Origin of the sequence: Holdemania sp. 1001095H_141210_F2, from assembly GCF_015558105.1 — a bacterium.
Classification (GTDB): Bacteria; Bacillota_I; Bacilli_A; order Erysipelotrichales; family Erysipelotrichaceae; genus Holdemania.
Genome location: NZ_JADNPO010000016.1, coordinates 24,908 through 45,569, shown reverse-complemented (window position 1 = coordinate 45,569; position 20,662 = coordinate 24,908). Strand labels below are relative to the sequence as shown.

Sequence of the window (20,662 nt, the reverse complement as noted above, 5' to 3'; positions counted from 1 at the left end):
ATGCTTCCCCCTGCTATGCGATCATCCCGTAGGAATCATAAATTGGCATGATGATGGAAATAATAACGAAGAAGATGATGATCGCCAGAATCACGATCATGATCGGCTCCATCAGCGCGACCATCTTCTGCGTCGCGTTGTCCGCTTCCGTATCGTAATAATCCGAGATTGAATTCAGCACTTCCTCCAGCGATCCGGATTCCTCGCCGACATACATCATCGAGTTCAGCAAGGGATCGAACGCTTCAGAAGCTTCAATCGAACGGGAGAGCATCTCACCCCGCCGCACCCGTTCACAGATCCAGTTCACCTTTTCGGTAAAATAGCTGTTATTTAAGACGTCGCCGGATACCTGCAGCGAATCAATGACGGAAATTCCGCTGGAATACAGCGAGGAAAACGTCCGCGCAAACCGCGAGGTCGCAACGATCCGGTTCAGCGTTCCAAACACCGGAAATTTTACTTTAATCTCATCGAAGCCCCGGCGGATTGCCGGCACTTTCAAGGCCATCCGGAAACCGAGGATCGCCACCAGCACGCCTAAGAGCAGAAACGGCCAGTAAGCGACGATGAAATTGCTCATGGAGATCAGCAGCAGCGTATTCCACGGCAGCTCCATATCCCCGACCATGCTCAAAAAGCTCGGCACAACGGAAGTCATCAGCGCAAGGATGACGGCAACGGTCACCACCAGCAGCATAATCGGATAGATTAAAGCAGAGGTGACCTTGTTGCGCAGCTTATATTCTTTGTCGTAATGCCCCGCCATGCGCTCCATGACCGAATCCAGCGTTCCGTTCATCTCTCCAGCCTGCACCAGATAGATCAACAGCGGCGGAAACGCCTGCTGACATTGCTTCATCGCCAGCGTCAGCGAAGAGCCTTTGCGCACTTCCTCGACCAGCTGAGCATACAGCTTCTTCATTTTCTTCTTATCACTTTTCTGCCGCAGCATTTCCAGGGCGTTGACTAACGGAATCCCTGAGCTTAACATCGCTGACAGCTGCTTGCACATCAGAGAAAGCTCCTGATTTTTCGGTTTTACCGTCTGGGTTTCCCATTGTGCCTTGCGGTGGGCGTTGAGACAATACAGCCCTTCGTTATTCAACAGCGAGTAGAGATGCACGACGTCTTCCGCCCGCTTCTCGCCCCGTACTTTTTTTCCTTCGTTGTTCACTGCCGTATAAAGATAGGACTCCATTCAACACACATCCTTCATTTCGGTTAGATCATTTTTATTATTATATCATCTTTAAGGATGTCTGCCCAGAATTCAGCCGTAAACTTCTAACATTTTTAAAGGAGAGAGACTATGCGTATTGACTTAAATCTGATTCAGGAGCTTCAACAGAAAAATATTGAACTGCAGCGGCGGGTGACGATGGCGCCGTACACGTCGTTTCATATCGGCGGGCCGGCGGAGTTAGTCGCACTGCCCGACACTGCTGCCAAGCTGCGGGACTGTGTGGTTTGTGCGGCGCGGGCGGAAATTCCCTACCGGATTTTAGGTCAGGCCAGCAACGTTCTGATCCCAACCGCCGGCTATCCGGGGATGATCATCCTGCTGCGGTCCAACTGGGCCGGACTGAGGCGGAAAGGCACGCTGCTGCGGGCGGACGCCGGACTCACGATCAAGCGGCTGTGCAACGGCGCGATGCAGGCGGAATTATCCGGACTGGAACGTTTGTATGGAATTCCCGGCAGCGTCGGGGGCGCGCTGCACAACAACAGCGGTGCTTTCGGCACAGAGCTTTCAGAGATTCTGGAATCCGCCCAGGTTTTAGTCGACGGTGAAGAAAAAACCTTCACCCGCGATCAGCTGCGCTTCGGCTATCGTTCCAGCCTGCTCAATGATCAAAACCATGTGTTAGTCAGCGCCGTCTTTCGTCTGACGCCGGGCCGCCGCCAGGAAATCAAAGCACTCATGGAAGAAACCATGGCCCGCCGCACCGCCAGGCAGCCGCTGGACTATCCCAGCGCCGGCAGTGTGTTTAAGCGCCCCGCCGGTCATTACGCCTCGGCCCTGATCGACCAGTGCGGCCTCAAAGGTAAACAGATCGGCGGCGCGCAGGTTTCGGAAAAACACGCCGGCTTTATCATCAACCGCAATCAGGCTTCCAGCGGCGATGTCACGGCGTTGGTCGCGCACATACAAAAGGAGGTCTTCGATCAGACCTCCGTCGTTCTGGAATGTGAAATTGAAACGCTTTAACGCGCGAATTCTTCCTTGACCTGCCGCAGCAGCTGCGGATCCGAGGCCAGCTCAACCGCGCACATCGCCAGCGCGCTGGCGCCGTTTTCCAACCCTGCGCACCCCTGCGGACTGATCGTCGCGGCCGCCATCTCGCGGGAATGACCTGTCACTTCACATCCGCAGATCTGGATATATCCGTGCAGCGCCGGACAGCGGTAGCTGACCGCGCCGATATCGCTGGAACCGCCCGGCACCTCGTCGACCGGCTGGATGTCGCTTAAGCCCAGTTCGGCATATTGTTTTTCCAGCAATTTGCACAGTGTATAATTGATTTTATTGTCTTCGTACGGACATTCGTACATGCTTGTTTTCAAGGTCGTCCCGGCCATCTGGCAAGCCCCCTCGGCGCACTCCACCGCCCGCTGCGACATCGCCTTCGCCTCCGCCATCGTCGGCGCGCGGAAATAGTATTCCAGCGACGCATAGGCCGGGATGACGTTGGCCGCTTCCCCGCCGTCCTTGACGATTCCGTGAATAAAGCTGCCCGGTTCCATAAACTGCCGCAGCATGTTGATTGCGACAAACGTATTGACCGCCGCGTCCAGCGCGCTGCGGCCTTCCTGCGGGTGGCAGGCGTGTGCGTTTTTGCCAAAGAATTCAAATTTCAGCGGCATCAGCGCGTTGGTTCTGCCGCCCAGCCGGTTTTCCGTGCCCGGATGGATCATCATCGCCGCATCAAGATCGTCGAAGCAGCCCTTCTCGGCCATCCGCACCTTGCCGCCGAAGTTTTCCTCGGCCGGCGTCCCGATTACCCGAACTTCTCCGCCCAGCTGATCGATCACCGCTTTATAAGCGCCGCCCGCCAGCACGCCGATCGCCGCGATCAGGTTGTGGCCGCAGCCGTGGCCGACCTCCGGCAGCGCATCGTATTCGCATAAAAACGCGATTTTCGGTCCCGGCTTTCCAGAATCATAGCGGCCGATGAAGCCGGTCGGAAGCAGATAGCTCCGCTCCACCGCAAACCCCAGCTGTTCCAGTTTTTCGCATAGCAGCGCCATTGATTCAAATTCCTGATCGCCCAGTTCAGGATGCTCATACATCGCCTTGACCAGCTCCATCCCTTCGTCAAGATGCTGCTTAACCCATGTCTTGCATTGTTCTTTCATACCCATTCACCTCATGGTTAAAAATTTATCATGTTCCATCCTGTTTGTCACGTCTTTCCGCTTAAATCCGATCACGATTTCGGATTTCTTTTTCTTTCCGGCAGAGAAAAAGCAGAACATCGTCTCAAAACGAACGCTCTGCTTCATTCTTATTCCACGATCTCGCCCGCCTGCGTCAGCGCCCACTTGGACACGCTCGGACCGATCAGTTCATAAATCAGGGTACCGCACAGGACAACTGCCCGCACGGTTTCCGCGTACTGCGGCACAACGGTCTGCGCGACGACGGTCAGACCAATCGCGACGCCGGCCTGCGGCAATAACGCCCAGCCCAGATACTTCTGCACCGGTTCGCTGGCATGCATGATCTTTGCCCCTGCCCAGGCGCCCAAGAACTTGCCGACCACGCGCATGACGACATAAATGATGCCGACCAGGCCGATCGAAGGCAGGATGCTCAGCTTCAGATCCGCCCCGGAAAGGACGAAGAACGCCATGAAGATCGGCGGCGTCAGGCGGTCGGCAATCGCCATGACCTTGTCGCTTTCGTTAGAGATGTTCGCAAAGACCGCGCCCATCGCCATGCACGTCAGCAGATCCGAGAAGCCAAACGTGCTGGAAACAAACAGCGCAATGAAGATAAACGCGTAGATCAGCGCCTGCCGGTTATCTTCATCATGGAAAAACTTCAGTGGAATCAACATCAGAAAACCCAGAACGGCGCCGCTGCCCAGCGAACCGAGAATCTCGATCACCGGATCCATCAGCTGCATCATCAGATTACCGCTGCCCGGGTTTTCGATCATCTGGGCGATCGCCACCGCGATACCGAAGCCGATTAACGCAACCGCATCGTCCAGCGCGACGACGCTCAGCAGCGTTTCCGTCACCGGCCCCTTCGCACGATACTGGCGGATGACCATGATCGTCGCCGCCGGCGCGGTCGCCGCCGCGATGGCTCCCAGCACAAACGAGAATGCCGGATCAAAACCGAAGGCGATCAGCGAGGCGATAACCAGCACGACCGCCACCATCGCTTCCAGAATCGCGATGACGATCGGCGTCATGCCGACGCGTTTGAAATAGCTGGCCTTGAATTCACTGCCGATTGAAAAGGCGATGAAGCCCAGCGCCACGCTGGAAATAAAGCCGAGCTGACTGAGCGCATCGGCGTGCACAAGATTTAAAATGGATGGACCGACGATCAGACCGCCGATCAGATAGCCGGTGACGTTCGGCATTTTAACCAGCTTCATCAGCCGGCCGAAAACCAATCCCGTCAGCAGCAGGATCGCTAAACTCATTAACTGCTGCATCGTGATTACCCCTTCTTCACAATGCCCTTAACATAGCTGACCGGCACCGTGAAGACGACGCCCGTGTTCGGCTCGTCCAGATTGCCGACGTTCTTTTCGATGATCTGCACCGCGTGTTCGACATCCTCATGATTGAGCACCATGAAGATCGTCTTACTGTTGACCTGCGAGTTGTTTAACAGCGCTCGCAGCGAGCCGAACAGATAATCGTGATCCGCCAACAGCCGCGCCATCCCCGCGCTGTCGATGATCGTCGCGCTGAATTTCTTTTCGTTCGATAAGTCTTTCAGCAGCTGATCTAATTTATCAATCTGATTCATGACAAAAAATAATAATTCCATACAACGTCCCTCTTTTCTTAAAACCTGTTTTATTATAGCACCGGTTTTCTGTTTGACAAGGAATTTCCCCGCAAGAAAACCGCAGATTTGGGAATACTGGAAACGAGGTGATTTTTTTGGAAAAATCAAGCGCTTTCACCGTCGAGTTCTCCGCCGATCTGCACCGGCGGCTGCCGATTGAGGAGAGCTTTGACTGCGTCAGCACCGTCTTTGATCTCAAGCAAGGTCAGGGCGAGCTGATCTTTATCGACGGCTTCGCCAAGGACGAAGTAATGGAGAAAATCATGGAGCACATGATGAAGCTGGATCCGCTGGCGGAGGCTTCCATCAGCGGCTGGCTGGCCCGACAGATCCCCTATCTGGAAGTGGAAGGCACGACCGATCTGGCCAAAGCGGTTGACGCCGTGTTGAGCGGAACGTTGTTGTTTCTGGCCGAGGGCGCGCAGGAAGCGGTGCTGATCGACGCCCGCAGCTATCCGGTGCGCTCGATGCAGGAACCGGAGGATGACCGCGTGCTGCGCGGCTCGCGTGATGCATTCGTTGAAACGCTTATCTTCAATACTGCTTTGATCCGCCGGCGGATCCGCGATCCGAAACTGATCTATGAATATGTTCAGGTTGGCAGCCGGTCCAAAACCGATGTCGTGCTGTGCTATCTGAGCGACAAGGTTGATCGAAAACTGCTGGAGAAGGTACGGACGAAACTGAATGACACCGAGGTTGACGGTCTGAGTCTGTCTCAGGAAAGTCTGGCGGAATGTCTGCTGCCCAGGCAATGGCTCAACCCGCTGCCGCGGATCCGCTTTACCGAGCGCCCCGATACTGCCAGCGCCAGTATCCTTGAAGGCAATCTGATCGTGCTGACAGACAATACGCCCTCGGCGATGATTCTGCCGACGCATTTTTTCGATTTCTTTCAGGAAGCCAACGATTATTACTTTCCGCCTTTGATCGGAACGTATTTAAAACTGGTGCGGATCCTGATCTTTTTCCTGACGTTATTCTTTACGCCCTGCTGGTATCTGGCGCTGCGCTGTCCCTGGCTGCTGCCGGAAAATCTGCATTTCATCCTGATCGAACAAAGTGCCGCAATTCCGGTATTAGCGCAGCTGTTGATCATTGAGGTGATGATCGACGGTCTGCGGCTGGCGTCGTTAAACACCCCTTCGTCTTTATCCAGCGCCTTCAGCATCCTCGGCGCAGTGATCTTGGGCGAATATGCCGTCAGCACCGGCTGGTTTAACGGCGAGGTCATTTTATATATGGCCTTTGTGGCGCTGAGCAATTATGCCCAGCCCAGCTTTGAACTGGGGTACAGCTTCAAATTCTTCCGGATGAGCTTGTTGATTCTGATCGCGCTGTTCGGCCCGTGGGGGCTGGTTGTGGGAACTGCCGCAATCATCGTGCTGATGCTGAAGACCGACACATTGTCAGGCAACTACTGCTATCCGCTTTATCCCTACGACGGCACAAAGCTGCGCTCGCTGCTTTTGCGCAAACCGGCGGACCATCGCCATCCCGGACAAAAACAATAAATTATTTTCCTTCATTTTCTCTGGAATCAAACGGCTGCGGCATGGATCACTCTCCCATGCCGCAGTCTTATCTTATTCGTTCATTTCATTCTTCAAGACGGAACAAAGCGGCTCCAAGGCGTTCGGATCGCACCAGTCGCAAGCCCCCCGCCCTTCGCTTTCCAGCATTGCCCGTGCCCAGGGCTTTAGAGTAGCCGGATCTTTTTTAAGCAGTGATTTTTTCAGCATCCGGCACAGCGTGCGGTCCATAAAATTCATCTGCTGCTCATCATAACGCCCCCGGCCGTAAAATAACGCCGCATCCGGCAGCCTTTCGTTCAGCCAATGCTGCATCCGATTCAGTTCGTCCGCATCCGCCGGACTGGCGCCCACCGCGAACACGGCGATCATCTTCCCGTTTAAACGCGCCCGGTGTTTTTTCAGAAAATCTACGCCGGCCATCGTTCCAGCATACACGCCGCCCACCAGCACGATCTTTGCATAACGATCAAAATTCTGCGGATCAAAATTTTTTGTTTCCGCCAGATCGCTGGCTATCCGTTCCGCCAGCCACCTGGCATATTGCCGCGAAGCGCCATACTTTGATTGAACCAGAACCAGAACTTTTTTCATGCCCGTTCTCCTTCCAGCGCGTCGATCCCCGCCGCTAATTTAACCAAAAGCTGAAAAAGCTGTTCCGTTTCCGCTTCGCTGAAATCCGCGAACAACGTCGCCAGCCGCTGTTGGAACAAAGTGCTCAGCGAATTAAAATAAGCCTCCAGCGCCGGCGTGGGTTCAATCCGTGAGGCGCGGCTGTCTGCGGCGTCAGGATGCACGCGGACAAATCCTTTGCGCTGCAGCGCTTCCGCCAGCTTTTTCACATTCTGACGCGAACAGCCTGACAATTTGCCTGACTGCGTGAGGGTCAGCTGCTGATCAGACTGCCGGACCATTGTTAAAAGCATGAACTGTTTCAACGTAACCTGCGGTATTTCATGATCAAAAACTGTTTGAAGCCGGTTCGCGGCGATCATCAGCTGGCTGAAGATCGCTTTTCGCTGATGTTCGGGCATATCGGAAAAGCGCCTCACCAAATCGGAAATTTCCATGTTGTTCTCCTTTTACAGGTAACAAGTTACCTTTCTTGTTTCATTGTAACAAGCCGCGGCGCAGCTGTCAATCGCCGCCGGCACGCTTCAAGACGGCAAGGAGAAAAAAAACGCAGGCCCTCGTTCACGGCGCCTGCGTCAAAACTGATCTTTATTTTGAAACAAATACTGACAAACATTTCAGTCAACCTGTCAGGAATGTTCCGAAGCACACTTTTCCTGCGGCGCAGACGCCGCAAGCGGAAGCGCAAACCAGAACACCGAGCCCTGACCGACCTGGGAGCGCACGCCGTATCGTGCCTGGTGCAGCTCCAGAATTTCCCGCACAATCGCCAGTCCGATTCCACTGCCGGCGCTGGAACGCTTATGCGTCTTATCAATCTTGTAATACCGGTCCCAGATATAGTTCAGCTTGTCTTCGCTGATCCCTTCGCCATGATCTTCCACTTCCACGCGCACCTGACCATCGACGATTGTCTGACGAATTACAATCCGTTTATCCTCCAGCGAGTAGTTGATCGCGTTGTTAATGAAATTATACAAGACCTGACCTAAACGATCCGGGTCGGCGTTGACCACAACAGATTCGGTGTGTTGAAACTGAATATCAAAGCCGTCCTGTGTCGTAAACTTTTCATATCGGTGCAGCACCGTTTCGATCAACTGCGTCAGATCAAAATTTCGGGCATGCAGCTCTATCTTCTTTTCCTGCAGCTTCGACAGATCCAGCAGATCATTGACCAGATTGGAAAGCCGGTGCGCTTCGTCGATGATAACCTGAACATTTTCAGGCGTGTTTTCACCCGGAAGATCGCGCATCATTTCGCCATATCCGCTGATCATGGTCAGCGGCGTGCGCAGATCATGCGAGACGTTGGCAATCAGATCCCGGCGCATCTGATCTACTTCCTTCAGCTTGCGCGTCGTGTGATTCATCGTATCATTAAGCTGTGTGATTTCCTTATACCCCCGGCCGGTGAAGACAATATCATAATTTCCCTCCGCCATCTGCCGGGCGCTCTGATTGATGTTGACGATCGGTTTGACAATCTTGCGGGACATCAGATAGGCCAGTCCCAGCGAAGCGATGATGACGATCAGCGCGATATAGCTGAGCTGCGTGCGCAGCGTTTCCGTCGTCGCATTGACCGGTGAGATATGCGTATTGACCATAATGATCGTTTTCAGCGCGCTGTTGTCCTCAACAATTTTAAAGTAAATCAAATTCCGCGATCCTTGTTTATTCGAAAAAAGCAAACTCCCGTTGGGCAGTTCACTGACAACCTGCTCCGACTGAATATCCAGATAATCGCCGCCATTGGCCTCCGCTAACGCGATGTAATGAGCGATATCGCTGTTCTTGAGATTATAGATCTGGCAGCCCATCGTATTGGTCGTCTGAATCTGATAGATGCCCTGCAGCACGCGGATGCACGCGTCGTTCTGGCGGGCCTGCTGGGCGACAATTTCCGTAAACTTCTCGCTCTGCAGATTCGCCGCCAGCGTATTGCCGATCTTTTCAATGCCCTCGATCTTAAACCGCTGATAGAAACTGTCCAGAAAAACGACCTGAAACAGCCATAGCAGCGCTAACAGCGCGATCACAAACGCCAGAAGATATTTAACGAGCTTCCATTGCAGACTAGTTTCCGTTTTCAAAACGATAGCCTACCCCTCTGAGCGTCGTAATGTAGCGGCTGTATTCCCGCAGATTCTTACGCAGCAGCTTGATATGCGTGTCCAACGTCCGCTCATCGCCGAAAAAGTCATAGCCCCAGACATTCTGAAGCAGCTTCTCCCGCGTCAGCGCAATCCCGCGGTTTTTAACGAGATAGAATAACAGATCATATTCCTTCGGCGATAAATTCAGTTTCTCATCCTTGATCTTCACAATCCGCCCGGTAAAGTCGATCGTCAGATCGTTGATCTTGATCAGCTCTTTTTTCTCGCTCTGGGAGGTCCGCTTTAAAATCGCGTGAATCCGCATCATCAGCTCCTTCGGCGAGAACGGCTTGACAACGTAATCGTCGACGCCCAAATCGAATCCATGAATTTTATCGTATTCCTCGCCCAATGCCGACAACAGAATAACCGGTACGGTTTCATGCGTTTTGCGGATTTCCCGGCACGCTGAAAAACCGTCCAGATTCGGCATCATGATATCCATGACGATCAGATCATAGTTTTCCTTCAGCGCCTTGTCGACCGCTTCCAGACCGTCGCAGGCTTCATCCACCGCAAAGCCCTCGTATTCAGCATATTTGCGGATCATCTCGCGAATCCGCTGCTCGTCGTCGACCACCAAGATTTTGACCATTGGGATGCACCTCCTGATTTCTTTTTTATTTTACCCTGACGATGTGAATTTTAAGTGAATTTTATTCAGGTTGAATTAATGAGCTGACAAATTCCTGCCACTTCTCGTTCTTCTCGATAAAAATTGCCCCCTGACTTTGCCGCTGGGAATCATAATAGGTGATCGACAGGAATTCTTCTGAAGAGAGCGGCGCTTTCTGCAGCTGAGTCGGCAGATTCTCGTTCAGCCATTGAGACAGCCGGAGATTAAAACTTTCATAATCCAAATCGGTTTGTTGCCGGATCTGTTCGAGCTGATTGTCGTACATGCTGTAAAAATTCAGAAAGCGCACGTTATCGGCATAGGTTTTTAAAAACTGCTGGTTGACAAACGAACTGTACAGCTGAAATACCGACTGATAACGAAGCAGATCGACATTCTGTTCCGTCCGCTCGCCGTTTTCAAACGAGACCAGCGTCAGGCTTAAAAAGCAATAGGACTCGTCGGACTGACGGCAGGCGATCTGTTTTGTTTCATGCAGCAGATCGGCAAAATTCTGCTGCTGTTGTTCCTGCTGCAGCTGTGCGACCAGCTGATCGACCTCGGCTTTATCCAGACCGGCCGAAATCCCGTTGGCTTCAATCCAGTAGACCGATTGCGGATCGAGGCTGCGGTAAAGCAGCTGATATTGATCGTTGGCGCCTAACCGCGTTTCCAGCTGCGGGATTTGTTCCGGCGCGAAGTTAACGTAGAAATCAGAGTAGCCGCGGCCCTGGTAAAACCGGACGATCATATGAATTGAACCTTCGGTGTATTCGCTGTTGACATTGCTTTGAAAAACCAGCCGGATCAGCTCCGGATCGTCCAGTTTGAGCTGTAAAAGCGCCTCATGCTGACGCGATCCCAGCGTGGAGGCCGGGGCCAGCGCGACTGCGCTGACGTCTTCGATTGAAATCTGCCGCGATGCTTCCCGGCGGACCAGAATCCGCATCGGAAAACGGATCAGTGCCGCGATCGCCACGACCGCCAGAAAACTGATCAGCGTCCTGCGCAGGCTGATGAATTCGCGCCGCGCCAGATAATCGTAAAGATGATATAAAATCAACAAGATTCCGGCATATAAAACTGCCGAAACCCAGTCTTTCATGCCCAGCGTGTAGAAAATCGGCACAAACGCCGCAATCCGCACCGCTTCATGCGCGGCTTCGCTGATAAAGGAGGTCTCCGCTACCTCGACCTTGCGCCGGATAAACGCCCAGCTGCCCAACGCCGAGGCGGCAAGCAGATTGATCAGCATGATCCAGCAGCGGCTGTAACTGAACGCTGTGTGGTTGTTGTAATCCGTCACCCTGAACGACTGACGCATCCCGGAAAGACTGCTGATCAACTGATCGAAAGCGATATATGGCAGCGTATCCACTTTTCCCTCATCCTGCACAATCCGCATGGAATAAGGATTGGTCAGCGTTTCCGTCGCTTTCTGACTTGAATAGTCAACCTGGGACAGCTGATCATAATTGTAAAACTGCGTCTGGAACGTATAGTGGAACCACCCTGGCAATAACGTCAGCACCGCGACCAGCACAAACTGCACAAACCGGTTGCCGGTCAGCGACACCGCCAGGCAGCAGCACGAATACACCATCATCATGCTTAAGCCCCATAAGATCAGAAACCGGATCACGACGCCATTTTCGACGATCAGCTGCGGATTGCGCAGCAGCGTGACATGCAGCATCAGCGAAGCGATCAAAACGTTGATCAACAGAAAAATCATGCCCCCGGCCCAGTTGGACCAGTACAGCGTTTTGCGCGGGATCGGTGAAGAAAACACAAGGTCGCTTTTCTTTTTGCTGAAAAGAAAATCAAACAGCGTCACGCAGGCCGCGATCGGAAGCAGAAAACAGGCGCAGAGACTGATAATTCCCGAGATTTCGGAAAACGCGACGACCCGGGTCATCCCCGGCGTGCGGCTGAACGAAAAACAGTTGATTAAAATTCCGGCCTGGTAGATGATCATCGCCACCAGAAGCAGTCCCTGCGCGCTGCGGAAGTTCTGCCAGAATACTTTAAAATTAAAGACGGAGCGAATCGAACTCATAGCCGTATCCCTCCATTTCATAAATAAACACTTCTTCCAACGACAGCGGAAGCAGATCAAGGATGATCGGCTGCTTGCTGCGAAGTACGTCGGTGACCAGCTCACGGTCGCCTTTGACGATCATCGTTGCGATCGAACCGCTTTTCTTGTAATACAGCACCTTGAGCTGATGGAATTCATCGCGGTCGAACGTTTTGTCCGGCAGCGCGATCTGAACCTTGAACATCTCGGTTTTCAACGAATCAATGTCGCTTTCAAACATGATCCGGCCTTCTACAAGCAAGCCCATGTGATCGCACAGATCTTCCAGCTCCCGCAGGTTATGCGAGGTTAAAAGGACGGTCGAGCTGCGCTGCGCGACGTCCTCGGACAGCACTGATTTCACCAATGAGCGCATGACCGGATCCAGACCGTCAAACGTTTCGTCAAAGAAGAAATAATGGGCCCGGGTCGACAGCGCCAGAATCAGCGCGCCCTGCCGCTTCATACCCTTGGAGAAATTCTGAATCCGCGCCTCAGTGTCGAGCTTGAAATGATCGCACAGCATCTGAAAGCGATGGCGGTCGAAATGTTCGTACAGACTGGCGTAATAATCGGCCATCATGCGGAAATTGTAGTTGGGAAAAAAGTACAGCTCATCAGGGATGAAGACGATCTCCTTTTTAATTTTCGCGTTGTCAAACACCGCTTCCCCATTGATCTCGGCCTTGCCTTCGCTGGGCTGATACACCCCCGCCAACATCCGTAAAAACGTTGACTTCCCCGCCCCGTTGGCGCCGACCAGCCCATAGATGCTGCCCTCTTTGATAGCACAGTTCATCTGCCGGATCACGGTTTTATTCCGGAATTTCTTGCCGAGATTTTCTGCGATGATCATGCGTTTCCCTGCCTGCGCTTTACGGCAGGTTTTACCCAGCAGGAATCAAACTGTTCCGCAAACAGTTCCATCTGGATGCAATCATACCACTGTCCGCCGATCTTCTTCGCCTGATGATAGCGTCCGCATTCTTGAAAGCCCACCTTTTTGTAACAGGCGATGGCCGGCAGATTATACGAATAGACCTCCAGATGAACGCTGTGGCAGTTTAAAAGATTAAAGCAGTAATCGCATAACAGCGCCAGCGCTTCGCTGCCGCAGCCCTGATTGTGATAGTTCCGCTCGCCGATCATAATCCCGACGCTGGCCCACTGATTGATTGGATCCCAGTTCGTAATGCCGCAGGTGCCGATCGGCTGCCTGCTGTCGCGGGCCACGATATAAAAATCCCGGCCGCCCTGCTCCATCTGCTTTAACATTTCAGTTTCCTTATCCAAGGTCATGCTGGTAGCGGCCAGCGTCGTGCCCAGCGTTACCTCCAAATCATTGACCCAATGAACAAGCCGCTCCGCTTCCCGACTGTCCAACGGGGATAAAATGACTTTCTCTCCGATCATTTTCTTGATGTTCATCGCAATCTCCTACCTTTGTTTCTTTCATTATAGCCGAGCTGGGAAATGAAAAAAAGGCTCAATTTCTTAAGCCTTTATGACAGGATTCAAATTCTTACGAATGTTTTCCGCAGCTGCAGCTATGACTTTCGTCATGATCATGATGATGCGTGCAGACTGCTTCAGGATCATCCGCAATCCGGCCCTGCGCGTAGCTTGCCAGCACCGCTTCCGCGCTGCCGCTGACGCCGCGGATAACCGCAATGCCCTGCGCCCTCAACGTTTGGTAAGCACCCTCGCCCATGCCGCCGCACAGACACGCTGTGACGCCGTGTTCCTTTAAAAAGCCCGCCAGTTCGCCATGGCCTTTGCCCTGGGTCGGCACAATCGCGCTGGTTACGATTTTTCCTGCTTCAATCGTCGCGATCAGAAATTGCCGCGTCTTGCCGTAATGTCCGAAAACCTGTCCGTTTTCATAAGGAATCGCTGCTACCTGTTCCATTTTTCCAACAATCCTTCCAGTTTTTCGGCGGCTTTCGTCATCCAATCGCCTTCAAAATCTTCGATCCGGCCGGCGTCGCACAGACTGGCAAACTGCGGATTGATCGGCAGCCGCGCCAGAATATCAAGACCCTTTTCAGCCGCGACTTCATCGAGCTTGCTGTGACCAAAGACTTCGATTTTCTTGCCGCAGTCCGGGCATTCCAAATAGCTCATATTTTCCACGACGCCCAATACCGGAATGTTCATCATATTCGCCATGTTGACGGCTTTGGCGACAATCATGGAAACCAGCTCCTGCGGCGAGGTGACGACGACGATGCCGTCCAACGGCAGCGACTGGAATACGGTCAGCGGGACGTCGCCGGTTCCCGGCGGCATATCGACGAACATGAAGTCGACGTCCGACCAGATGACTTCGCCATAAAACTGCTTGACCATGCCGGCTAAAATCGGGCCGCGCCAGATCACCGGTGTTTCCTCATTGTCCAGCATCAGATTGACGGACATGATCTGAATGCCGGTCGAGCTGACGGCTGGCAGAATGCCGTCGTCGTTCCCATACGCCATGCCATGGATCCCGAACACCTTCGGAATCGACGGTCCGGTGATATCGGCGTCCATGACGGCGCTTTGATGTCCGCGCCGCTGCATCGTCGTCGCTAACAACGAAGTGACTAATGATTTGCCGACGCCGCCTTTGCCGCTGACGACGCCGATGATCTTGCGGATCCGGCTGTTCGGATTCGGTTTTTCCAAAAAGCTCTGCGGTTCCTGCCGGCTGGCGCAGTTAGCGCTGCAGCTGCCGCAGTCGTGATTGCATGTTTCGCTCATATCGTAATACCTCAATTCTTTTCTGACGTTATGTATTATATCATTTCTAAGCCGAACAATCCAACGCTGTGCCTGAAATCTTTCAAATTGCTTCCCAAATTTTCTCCCAATTGTTCGAATACGGATTTAAAGGGCGGTTAATTTCCGGTAATTTCCTGACATTTCCAGCTTTTTTTTACATTTTTCAAGATTTACTGCAGATCCTAATCCCTGAGGAATAAAGCCGGAAAACAGGGATAGAATACCACGAAAACCGCTTTTCCTTCACTTAACCGGCTATATTCCTGAATTGTTGGCAATATTAACCTTTTCGTTCACCGCTTAGAATGGTAATGAAATGAGGTGAATTTATGATCGATTACAGTCCATTTTGGAAAACCTTAAAGGAAACCGGCGTAACCCAGTACGATTTGATCTACCATCATAATATCAGCCGCGGTACGATTCATCGCATGCGCAAAAATAAGCCGCTGACCTTAGTCACCGTCGATATCTTGTGTTCGATTCTGGAGGTCCCGATTGAAAAAATTGTCTGTATCCGGCCAGCCGATTCTGATTGCGAAACTTCGCTTTGAGTTTTCTGCACTGAACCAACAAAAAGACCCTTGGATAAGGGTCTTATTTTATCTATGGTGACTCGTACGGGATTTGAACCCGTGAATGACGCCTTGAGAGGGCGCTGTGTTAACCGTTTCACCAACGAGCCAGTGCTTAATTATTATAGCTTATTCCTGCGGCAAATTCAACAAAAAACGGTGCAATTTGCACCGTTTTTTTTTTCATCGGGGTTCTGACTTATTTCGCTAATGCCGTCTTTGCGGTTTCGATGATTGCCTTGAAGCCCTTCTCATCGTGAATCGCGATTTCCGACAACATCTTGCGGTTGATCGTAACGCCGGCCAGCTTTAAGCCGTGCATCAGCTGAGAATAGCTCATATCGTTCATTCTCGCTGCTGCGTTGATTCGTGCGATCCACAGTTTGCGCATATCGCGCTTCAGCTGCTTACGTCCGATATAGGAGTAACGCAGAGAACGCATGACCTGTTCATGAGCTGTACGATACAGCAGGTGCTTCGAGCCGAAATAGCCCTTCGCTAACTTTAATGTTCTTTTTCTTCTTGCGCGGGTTACAGTTCCGCCTTTTACTCTTGGCATGTTCTAACGTCCTCCTCTAATTAGTCCTGAATCAGGTACTTGATCCGCTTCATGTCGGTCTTGTCAACCAGTGCCGACTTTCTCAGCTGTACCTTCTGTTTATGAGTTTTGTTCGCTGCAAAGTGAGAGATATAAGCATGGCTTCTCTTCAGTTTTCCGCTGCCTGTTCTTTTAACACGCTTTGCCAGCGCCTTTTTTGTTTTCATCTTTGGCATAATCAAGTCCTCCTATACTTTTTTATTTCTTCTTCGGTGTCAGAACCACAGACATCGTATTGCCTTCCAGGGCCGGAGCCTTTTCAACGGATGCAATATCCGACATCTGTTCGACGAAGCTATTCATAACCTTTTTACCGACCTCCAGGCGCGTGATCAAACGGCCTCGAAAGCGCATATCGATCTTAACCTTCATTCCATCTTCAACCCAGTTGCGGGCCTGACGAAGTTTGGTTTCAAAATCATGCGTATCAATAACCGGGGATAAGCGCATGGGTTTAACCTCTGTGACATGCTGATTCCGCTTGGCTTCTTTCGCCTTTTTCTGCGCCTCAAAACGATACCGTCCGTAATCGACAATCTTGCAGACCGGCGGATTTCCATTTGGAGCGACACACAGCAGATCAAGTTCATAATCGTAGGCTTTTTCCAGGGCCTCCCGGCGCATCATCACGCCTAGCTGCTCTCCTTTAGGGCCAATGACTAAGACTTCTTTGAAACGAATGTTTTCATTGACCAGATCATCGTTGGTCATGACTTTCTTGCTAATAAACGACACCTCCATACTGCAAAAAAGCAGGTACTCCTAGAATACCCGCTTCTACTTACACAGTTCTCTTTGTGTTTGCAGCGTCAACCCAAGTCTGAAGGACATCAGGTGAGAAGGGGCACTTCTACTTTCTACATACTTTTTCTTTGCTTGTTTACTTTACCATGGAACCTGCGGCTTGTCAAAGGTTTTTTCCAAAACTTATCCGAATTTGCTTTGGACATGCAAACGGTCAGCCCGGCGGCGTTTCCCTGCTGAACAAGCCGGATCCATACCGGACTGGACGTTCTCTTCGTCCTGATTTCAGCGTCCCATGAATTCCCGCAGCGCTTCCGCCTGCGCGGCGCCGTCTTCCACACCGGCGCGGTATAAGGCATGCAGCTCACTACGGTTCTTTTCCAGCCGGCCGATCGTGACCGGTTTTTGCGGCTGAATCACAAAGACTTTGCCCTGCTGCTTCAGCGCTTCAATTTCTTCCAATGTTTCGTTATAGCGCAAATGACGGGTCGCCATCAGTTCGATCAGCTTGGGATAGCGGCGGTATTTCGCGCGGATCAATGGCATCAGCTCATTCGGTTTTTTCCGGTATTGGGCGCATTGGGTCAAGACGATAACGTTCTTTTCACAGCCCAGGCGCATCGCTTCCTTAACTGGAATTGAATCGCTGATCCCGCCGTCCAGATATTCCTGTCCCTCAATTTTGACTGTGCGCGACAACAACGGCAGCGAACTGGACGCCTGCAGCCAGATGATATCGCGATGCAGATCTTCGATTACCGGATATTCCGCTTCACCGCTCGCCAGATTGGTGACCACGGCGCGAAACCAGCCGCGGCGTTGTTCAAATGCGGTATGATCATACAAATCCAGCTGATTGGGAATCGTATCGTAAAGCATTTTCGCGCCGAAGAAATCACCGGTGGTCAGCCATGAACGTGCGCTGCAATAGCGCCAGTCATTAAGGTAGCTGACGTTGACGCGGTAAGCCCGGCCGCGCTGTTTCGATAAAAAACTGGCCGCATGGCAGCTGCCGGCGGAAACGCCCAGCGTCCCGTCAAATTCCAGGCCGGCATCTAAAAAAGCGTCCAGCACACCTGCGGTATACACGCCGCGCATCCCGCCGCCTTCCAGTACCAGACCGATTTTCGTTTCTCCCATTACGCTTCACCGATCCTTTCTGCGTTCAGCTCGTCATAACCGGTCGCCGGATCCGGCGTGCGCGTCAGCCGCCATTGATCCAGATGAAGCAGGACGACCTCGGCCGTCGTATTGACGATGCAGCCGGAGGTTAAATGGCCGCCGAAGGTATGCAGCTTTTGGTCGCAGACGCTGATATGCACATGCATTCCCTGTTCGCTGATCGTGCCGCTGAGCGAAACGATCTCCGCATCGACTTGTTTTTCATAGATCGTAACGCCGTCCGCCATCCGAAACCGGACGACGCGCAGGCATCCGGCACAGGCCACAACCGCCGCGGCGGTAATCTGACGCTCAGCGCAATAGCGTTCAATCGTCTTTGCCAGATCCTGTCCCGGCAGCACTCTGAAACATTCTGTATTCATCTTCAATACCTCCTGTAAAAAAGAAAAAACCGGAAGAAATCCGGCTGTTTGTTAAAAGAGAAATCCAACGACCTTGACGTCAACCAGATTGCATTTCAGGCTGGTCATCTGCAGAATATTCTGATAGATCCGATCCTGCAGTGTTTCGCAGACCGCATTCACGTTGGCTCCAAATTTTACTTTGATTTCCGCCATGACGTTTAAACGGTTGTTCGCGATTTTGCATTGAATCGGTTTCTTCAGCGTTGTCGGTTCGATCGCATACGCCTGATCGACGTCGTCGATCGAGATCTGGGCAATCGTTTCAAATACACCTTTTGATAAGGCAATCAGGCCTGTGCCTTCGTCTTTTTCTTTAATCTGAATATATTCCTGAGCCAATTTATTCACCTTCTTTGTTCCTATTATACCAGAGAAAGCCAAACTTGCCAAAGAAAATGAAACGGGGTTTTTATTTTTAGCGCCGTCTACTTAAACGTGACTTCCGGCACCCGTTCATCCTGCAGCTGATCCGCGGCGATCTTCATGATCTTGGACGCGTTCTCGGCGCCGGCCAGCGTTTTCGGACAGCCGATCCGCACGACCTCGTCCTGCAGTTCCGCCACGCATCCCTCCATTCCAGCCTGACTCAGCGCCGCGACGATCGTTTCTTCGGTTTTCCTGTTTTGTTCCACCTGTCCCGCCTGCTGCAAGGCATCCTGTTTTTCTTCGGTGCTGGCTGAAGGCGACGCGACGATTGCCTGAGAGTTCTGGGCCTGGGCATTATGTTTGTCCTGCAGCTGCTGCTGCATCGTGGCCAGGGAATCCTGATCCTCGTTCTGTCCGGTTAAAAGCTGATCGGGATTTAATTGTCCCTGATCGGCCGGCAGCGTCACATAGTAGATTGAAAGCATCAGAATCAATGTAAATAAAGTGAGAAATGCAAATGCCTGTTTATTCATATCACGGCCTCCTGCTCACTTGTACTGTATGCGGCAGGCTTGTCCGTTATGAGCGATTTGACTGTCAATAAAACAGAGCGCAGATTTTATGCTTCAGCTGCGCCAGAATATCCTTGCGCTGCAGCTGATATTCCTCCATACTTCCCAACGCATCGTCCAGACCGTCGATTTCATCGTGGAACAGCTCCATGATCTGAAGCAGGCGGTCTTCGTGGATGATCTCGATCTTGCCGACCTCCACCATCGCTTCCGCGACGCACCGCAGCAGATCGTCGCGGATCGTCTGAGCGCTGACGCTGTCCAGCGTCGTGAATTTTTTCTCGTACCAGAAACGATTGACAATCAGCGATTTCAGCACTTCGACAAACATCGTGAAGTCCTGAATGTTGTTGCCCGGCTGGATCGCAAAAAGCATGACGAAGAACACGTGCCACTCAAAATCAATGTTGATGATGCTTTGCCAATAGCGGCCGAGCACATCGCAGAACGGATCGTAATGAATGAATTCTTTTTCCAGCGTGATCGGTTCCGTGAAATCGAGATCGCTGATTTTCAGCAGGTTGAAATGTTCGAAATATTCGACCATTTTCTGCTGCGGCTGGTCCGACTGGACAAAATCTTTAATGTAGATGTACTGGCTGAGCACGGCGCTGCATTTCTTGAAATCGGTCGTAAACCCGATCGACTCGATCATCTTAATCGCATACAGATCGCTGATCGATTTCGCCATGAACATCTTGAAGCCGCGTTCGCTCATGCCGATATCCTTGTCTTTATTCTGATTGAGAATCTGCGTATAGACGATTTCCAGCTGGTGATCGACGACGTCCAGATTATCGCGGATTGAAGCCAGAATATCTTTCATGAAGCTGTCAAACATCACGTACTGGGTGTTTTTATAGACGACCTGATGCTCGATCTCGCTCCAGAAGGAATGCACCATGGATTTGATCTGCAGCTCAAAATTCACCTTGCGGCCGTTGAACAGATAATAGCCGTCGATCCGGTAAATCGTAAAGCCGTTGCGCTGCAGCTGGGGCTGGGGCATCGCCAGATTCAGACAGAGATCGGGATAAAGCATGCATTGGGCATATTCCTGTCCCTCGACAAAGCTGAAATGATGGCGGATCGCCTGGTAAATCCGGTTTTCATCGCTGATAAAGCGGCATTCCACGGTCAGTCCGATCAAATCGGGAAGAAAATTCAAAACCTCCTCGCCGGTTGAAAACTGCAGGTAATATTTGTTGCGGATCATTTTTTCCTTCAGCGACCCGATTGATTTTATCCGCGAACTGAAGCCGACGACATAATCCATATAGTCTTCCAGAAGATGCTCGAAGCAGCCTTTAATCGCCCCTTCGACATATTGGTAGGACGGGTTGTTCAGTTCCAGCAGTTTGACCGAATCGTCGATCAAATCAAACAGTTCAAGACGCATG

At 51.9% G+C, this 20,662-nt stretch carries 24 protein-coding genes and 1 tRNA gene; 3 read left to right on the top strand and 22 right to left on the bottom strand.

The window, feature by feature from the left end; genetic code table 11:
• Nucleotides 1-13: 13 nt before the first annotated feature.
• Complete coding sequence (locus I2G61_RS10640; RefSeq protein WP_195548261.1) at nt 14-1,201, bottom strand: type II secretion system F family protein; 1,188 nt, start codon at nt 1,199-1,201, stop codon at nt 14-16.
• Between the two features lie 111 nt (nt 1,202-1,312).
• On the opposite strand from I2G61_RS10640, the gene murB reads away from it, so the two are divergent.
• Nucleotides 1,313-2,212, top strand: coding sequence for a UDP-N-acetylmuramate dehydrogenase (murB, locus tag I2G61_RS10635; RefSeq protein WP_072684307.1), 900 nt, complete (start codon nt 1,313-1,315; stop codon nt 2,210-2,212).
• On the opposite strand, the gene I2G61_RS10630 is transcribed toward murB, so the two are convergent.
• From I2G61_RS10630 to I2G61_RS10620, 3 genes are all read right to left on the bottom strand, one after another.
• Complete coding sequence (locus I2G61_RS10630) at nt 2,209-3,366, bottom strand: M20 family metallopeptidase (RefSeq protein WP_072684306.1); 1,158 nt, start codon at nt 3,364-3,366, stop codon at nt 2,209-2,211. The two genes, murB and I2G61_RS10630, sit on opposite strands and share 4 nt — an antisense overlap.
• Nucleotides 3,367-3,509: 143 nt before the next feature.
• On the bottom strand, nt 3,510-4,676 hold the full coding sequence (locus I2G61_RS10625) for a cation:proton antiporter (RefSeq protein ID WP_072684305.1): 1,167 nt from the start codon (nt 4,674-4,676) through the stop codon (nt 3,510-3,512).
• Nucleotides 4,677-4,681: 5 nt separating this feature from the next.
• A complete protein-coding gene (locus I2G61_RS10620; RefSeq protein ID WP_006059125.1) occupies nt 4,682-5,017 on the bottom strand; it encodes a hypothetical protein in 336 nt (111 codons plus the stop codon).
• Between the two features lie 107 nt (nt 5,018-5,124).
• On the opposite strand from I2G61_RS10620, the gene I2G61_RS10615 reads away from it, so the two are divergent.
• Nucleotides 5,125-6,552, top strand: coding sequence for a spore germination protein (locus I2G61_RS10615; protein ID WP_195548260.1), 1,428 nt, complete (start codon nt 5,125-5,127; stop codon nt 6,550-6,552).
• Between the two features lie 72 nt (nt 6,553-6,624).
• On the opposite strand, the gene I2G61_RS10610 is transcribed toward I2G61_RS10615, so the two are convergent.
• From I2G61_RS10610 to I2G61_RS10570, 9 genes are all read right to left on the bottom strand, one after another.
• Entirely contained in the window at nt 6,625-7,164 is a 540-nt protein-coding gene (locus I2G61_RS10610; RefSeq protein WP_072684303.1) for a flavodoxin domain-containing protein, read from the bottom strand.
• Nucleotides 7,161-7,640, bottom strand: a complete 480-nt coding sequence (locus I2G61_RS10605; RefSeq protein ID WP_072684302.1) for a MarR family winged helix-turn-helix transcriptional regulator — start codon at nt 7,638-7,640, stop codon at nt 7,161-7,163. Before I2G61_RS10605 ends, I2G61_RS10610 begins: the two co-directional genes overlap by 4 nt.
• Nucleotides 7,641-7,832: 192 nt before the next feature.
• On the bottom strand, nt 7,833-9,299 hold the full coding sequence (locus I2G61_RS10600) for a HAMP domain-containing sensor histidine kinase (RefSeq protein ID WP_072684301.1): 1,467 nt from the start codon (nt 9,297-9,299) through the stop codon (nt 7,833-7,835).
• On the bottom strand, nt 9,283-9,957 hold the full coding sequence (locus tag I2G61_RS10595; protein ID WP_072684300.1) for a response regulator transcription factor: 675 nt from the start codon (nt 9,955-9,957) through the stop codon (nt 9,283-9,285). Before I2G61_RS10595 ends, I2G61_RS10600 begins: the two co-directional genes overlap by 17 nt.
• Before the next feature lie 61 nt (nt 9,958-10,018).
• Complete coding sequence (locus I2G61_RS10590) at nt 10,019-12,037, bottom strand: hypothetical protein (protein WP_195548259.1); 2,019 nt, start codon at nt 12,035-12,037, stop codon at nt 10,019-10,021.
• Complete coding sequence (locus I2G61_RS10585; RefSeq protein ID WP_072684298.1) at nt 12,012-12,914, bottom strand: ABC transporter ATP-binding protein; 903 nt, start codon at nt 12,912-12,914, stop codon at nt 12,012-12,014. Before I2G61_RS10585 ends, I2G61_RS10590 begins: the two co-directional genes overlap by 26 nt.
• Complete coding sequence (locus tag I2G61_RS10580) at nt 12,911-13,486, bottom strand: GNAT family N-acetyltransferase (protein ID WP_072684297.1); 576 nt, start codon at nt 13,484-13,486, stop codon at nt 12,911-12,913. Before I2G61_RS10580 ends, I2G61_RS10585 begins: the two co-directional genes overlap by 4 nt.
• Nucleotides 13,487-13,580: 94 nt before the next feature.
• Nucleotides 13,581-13,967, bottom strand: a complete 387-nt coding sequence (locus tag I2G61_RS10575) for a NifB/NifX family molybdenum-iron cluster-binding protein (RefSeq protein WP_072684296.1) — start codon at nt 13,965-13,967, stop codon at nt 13,581-13,583.
• On the bottom strand, nt 13,955-14,800 hold the full coding sequence (locus tag I2G61_RS10570) for an Mrp/NBP35 family ATP-binding protein (protein ID WP_072684295.1): 846 nt from the start codon (nt 14,798-14,800) through the stop codon (nt 13,955-13,957). The genes I2G61_RS10575 and I2G61_RS10570 overlap by 13 nt, the downstream gene beginning before the upstream one ends.
• Nucleotides 14,801-15,150: 350 nt before the next feature.
• Here I2G61_RS10570 and I2G61_RS10565 point away from each other — a divergent pair, with 350 nt between their 5' ends.
• Nucleotides 15,151-15,375 (top strand): helix-turn-helix transcriptional regulator, encoded by a 225-nt coding sequence (locus tag I2G61_RS10565; RefSeq protein ID WP_072684294.1) that lies wholly within the window; start codon nt 15,151-15,153, stop codon nt 15,373-15,375.
• Nucleotides 15,376-15,430: 55 nt separating this feature from the next.
• On the opposite strand, the gene I2G61_RS10560 is transcribed toward I2G61_RS10565, so the two are convergent.
• From I2G61_RS10560 to I2G61_RS10520, 9 genes are all read right to left on the bottom strand, one after another.
• A tRNA-Glu gene (locus tag I2G61_RS10560) sits at nt 15,431-15,506 on the bottom strand.
• An 89-nt stretch (nt 15,507-15,595) separates the two neighbouring features.
• The gene (gene rplT, locus I2G61_RS10555; RefSeq protein WP_072684293.1) at nt 15,596-15,955 is read right to left on the bottom strand and encodes a 50S ribosomal protein L20; all 360 of its coding nucleotides are present in this window, start codon (nt 15,953-15,955) and stop codon (nt 15,596-15,598) included.
• 20 nt (nt 15,956-15,975) lie between these two features.
• On the bottom strand, nt 15,976-16,170 hold the full coding sequence (gene rpmI, locus I2G61_RS10550; RefSeq protein WP_006059109.1) for a 50S ribosomal protein L35: 195 nt from the start codon (nt 16,168-16,170) through the stop codon (nt 15,976-15,978).
• A gap of 22 nt (nt 16,171-16,192) precedes the next feature.
• A complete protein-coding gene (infC, locus tag I2G61_RS10545; protein ID WP_072684292.1) occupies nt 16,193-16,735 on the bottom strand; it encodes a translation initiation factor IF-3 in 543 nt (180 codons plus the stop codon).
• A 288-nt stretch (nt 16,736-17,023) separates the two neighbouring features.
• Nucleotides 17,024-17,878, bottom strand: coding sequence for a patatin family protein (locus tag I2G61_RS10540; RefSeq protein ID WP_072684291.1), 855 nt, complete (start codon nt 17,876-17,878; stop codon nt 17,024-17,026).
• Nucleotides 17,878-18,282, bottom strand: coding sequence for a PPC domain-containing DNA-binding protein (locus I2G61_RS10535; protein WP_072684290.1), 405 nt, complete (start codon nt 18,280-18,282; stop codon nt 17,878-17,880). Before I2G61_RS10535 ends, I2G61_RS10540 begins: the two co-directional genes overlap by 1 nt.
• 51 nt (nt 18,283-18,333) lie before the next feature.
• The gene (locus I2G61_RS10530; protein ID WP_159432779.1) at nt 18,334-18,672 is read right to left on the bottom strand and encodes an Asp23/Gls24 family envelope stress response protein; all 339 of its coding nucleotides are present in this window, start codon (nt 18,670-18,672) and stop codon (nt 18,334-18,336) included.
• Between the two features lie 77 nt (nt 18,673-18,749).
• On the bottom strand, nt 18,750-19,223 hold the full coding sequence (locus I2G61_RS10525) for a SpoIIIAH-like family protein (RefSeq protein ID WP_072684288.1): 474 nt from the start codon (nt 19,221-19,223) through the stop codon (nt 18,750-18,752).
• Between the two features lie 64 nt (nt 19,224-19,287).
• Nucleotides 19,288-20,661: a hypothetical protein gene (locus tag I2G61_RS10520; protein WP_072684287.1), complete on the bottom strand. Its 1,374-nt coding sequence runs from the start codon at nt 20,659-20,661 to the stop codon at nt 19,288-19,290.
• Nucleotide 20,662 lies beyond the last annotated feature (1 nt).

Excerpts from the sequence above, each read along its gene's own strand:
- I2G61_RS10630 (WP_072684306.1), bottom strand. The coding sequence starts at position 3,366 with ATGGGTATGAAAGAACAATGCAAGACATGGGTTAAGCAGCATCTTGAC.
- rplT (WP_072684293.1), bottom strand. The coding sequence starts at position 15,955 with ATGCCAAGAGTAAAAGGCGGAACTGTAACCCGCGCAAGAAGAAAAAGA.
- I2G61_RS10580 (WP_072684297.1), bottom strand. The coding sequence starts at position 13,486 with ATGAACATCAAGAAAATGATCGGAGAGAAAGTCATTTTATCCCCGTTG.
- I2G61_RS10610 (WP_072684303.1), bottom strand. The coding sequence starts at position 7,164 with ATGAAAAAAGTTCTGGTTCTGGTTCAATCAAAGTATGGCGCTTCGCGG.
- I2G61_RS10570 (WP_072684295.1), bottom strand. The coding sequence starts at position 14,800 with ATGAGCGAAACATGCAATCACGACTGCGGCAGCTGCAGCGCTAACTGC.
- I2G61_RS10535 (WP_072684290.1), bottom strand. The coding sequence starts at position 18,282 with ATGAATACAGAATGTTTCAGAGTGCTGCCGGGACAGGATCTGGCAAAG.
- I2G61_RS10520 (WP_072684287.1), bottom strand. The coding sequence starts at position 20,661 with ATGCGTCTTGAACTGTTTGATTTGATCGACGATTCGGTCAAACTGCTG.
- I2G61_RS10525 (WP_072684288.1), bottom strand. The coding sequence starts at position 19,223 with ATGAATAAACAGGCATTTGCATTTCTCACTTTATTTACATTGATTCTG.
- I2G61_RS10625 (WP_072684305.1), bottom strand. The coding sequence starts at position 4,676 with ATGCAGCAGTTAATGAGTTTAGCGATCCTGCTGCTGACGGGATTGGTT.
- I2G61_RS10565 (WP_072684294.1), top strand. The coding sequence starts at position 15,151 with ATGATCGATTACAGTCCATTTTGGAAAACCTTAAAGGAAACCGGCGTA.
- rpmI (WP_006059109.1), bottom strand. The coding sequence starts at position 16,170 with ATGCCAAAGATGAAAACAAAAAAGGCGCTGGCAAAGCGTGTTAAAAGA.
- I2G61_RS10595 (WP_072684300.1), bottom strand. The coding sequence starts at position 9,957 with ATGGTCAAAATCTTGGTGGTCGACGACGAGCAGCGGATTCGCGAGATG.
- I2G61_RS10585 (WP_072684298.1), bottom strand. The coding sequence starts at position 12,914 with ATGATCATCGCAGAAAATCTCGGCAAGAAATTCCGGAATAAAACCGTG.
- murB (WP_072684307.1), top strand. The coding sequence starts at position 1,313 with ATGCGTATTGACTTAAATCTGATTCAGGAGCTTCAACAGAAAAATATT.
- I2G61_RS10575 (WP_072684296.1), bottom strand. The coding sequence starts at position 13,967 with ATGGAACAGGTAGCAGCGATTCCTTATGAAAACGGACAGGTTTTCGGA.
- infC (WP_072684292.1), bottom strand. The coding sequence starts at position 16,735 with ATGGAGGTGTCGTTTATTAGCAAGAAAGTCATGACCAACGATGATCTG.
- I2G61_RS10620 (WP_006059125.1), bottom strand. The coding sequence starts at position 5,017 with ATGGAATTATTATTTTTTGTCATGAATCAGATTGATAAATTAGATCAG.
- I2G61_RS10540 (WP_072684291.1), bottom strand. The coding sequence starts at position 17,878 with ATGGGAGAAACGAAAATCGGTCTGGTACTGGAAGGCGGCGGGATGCGC.
- I2G61_RS10605 (WP_072684302.1), bottom strand. The coding sequence starts at position 7,640 with ATGGAAATTTCCGATTTGGTGAGGCGCTTTTCCGATATGCCCGAACAT.
- I2G61_RS10640 (WP_195548261.1), bottom strand. The coding sequence starts at position 1,201 with ATGGAGTCCTATCTTTATACGGCAGTGAACAACGAAGGAAAAAAAGTA.
- I2G61_RS10590 (WP_195548259.1), bottom strand. The coding sequence starts at position 12,037 with ATGAGTTCGATTCGCTCCGTCTTTAATTTTAAAGTATTCTGGCAGAAC.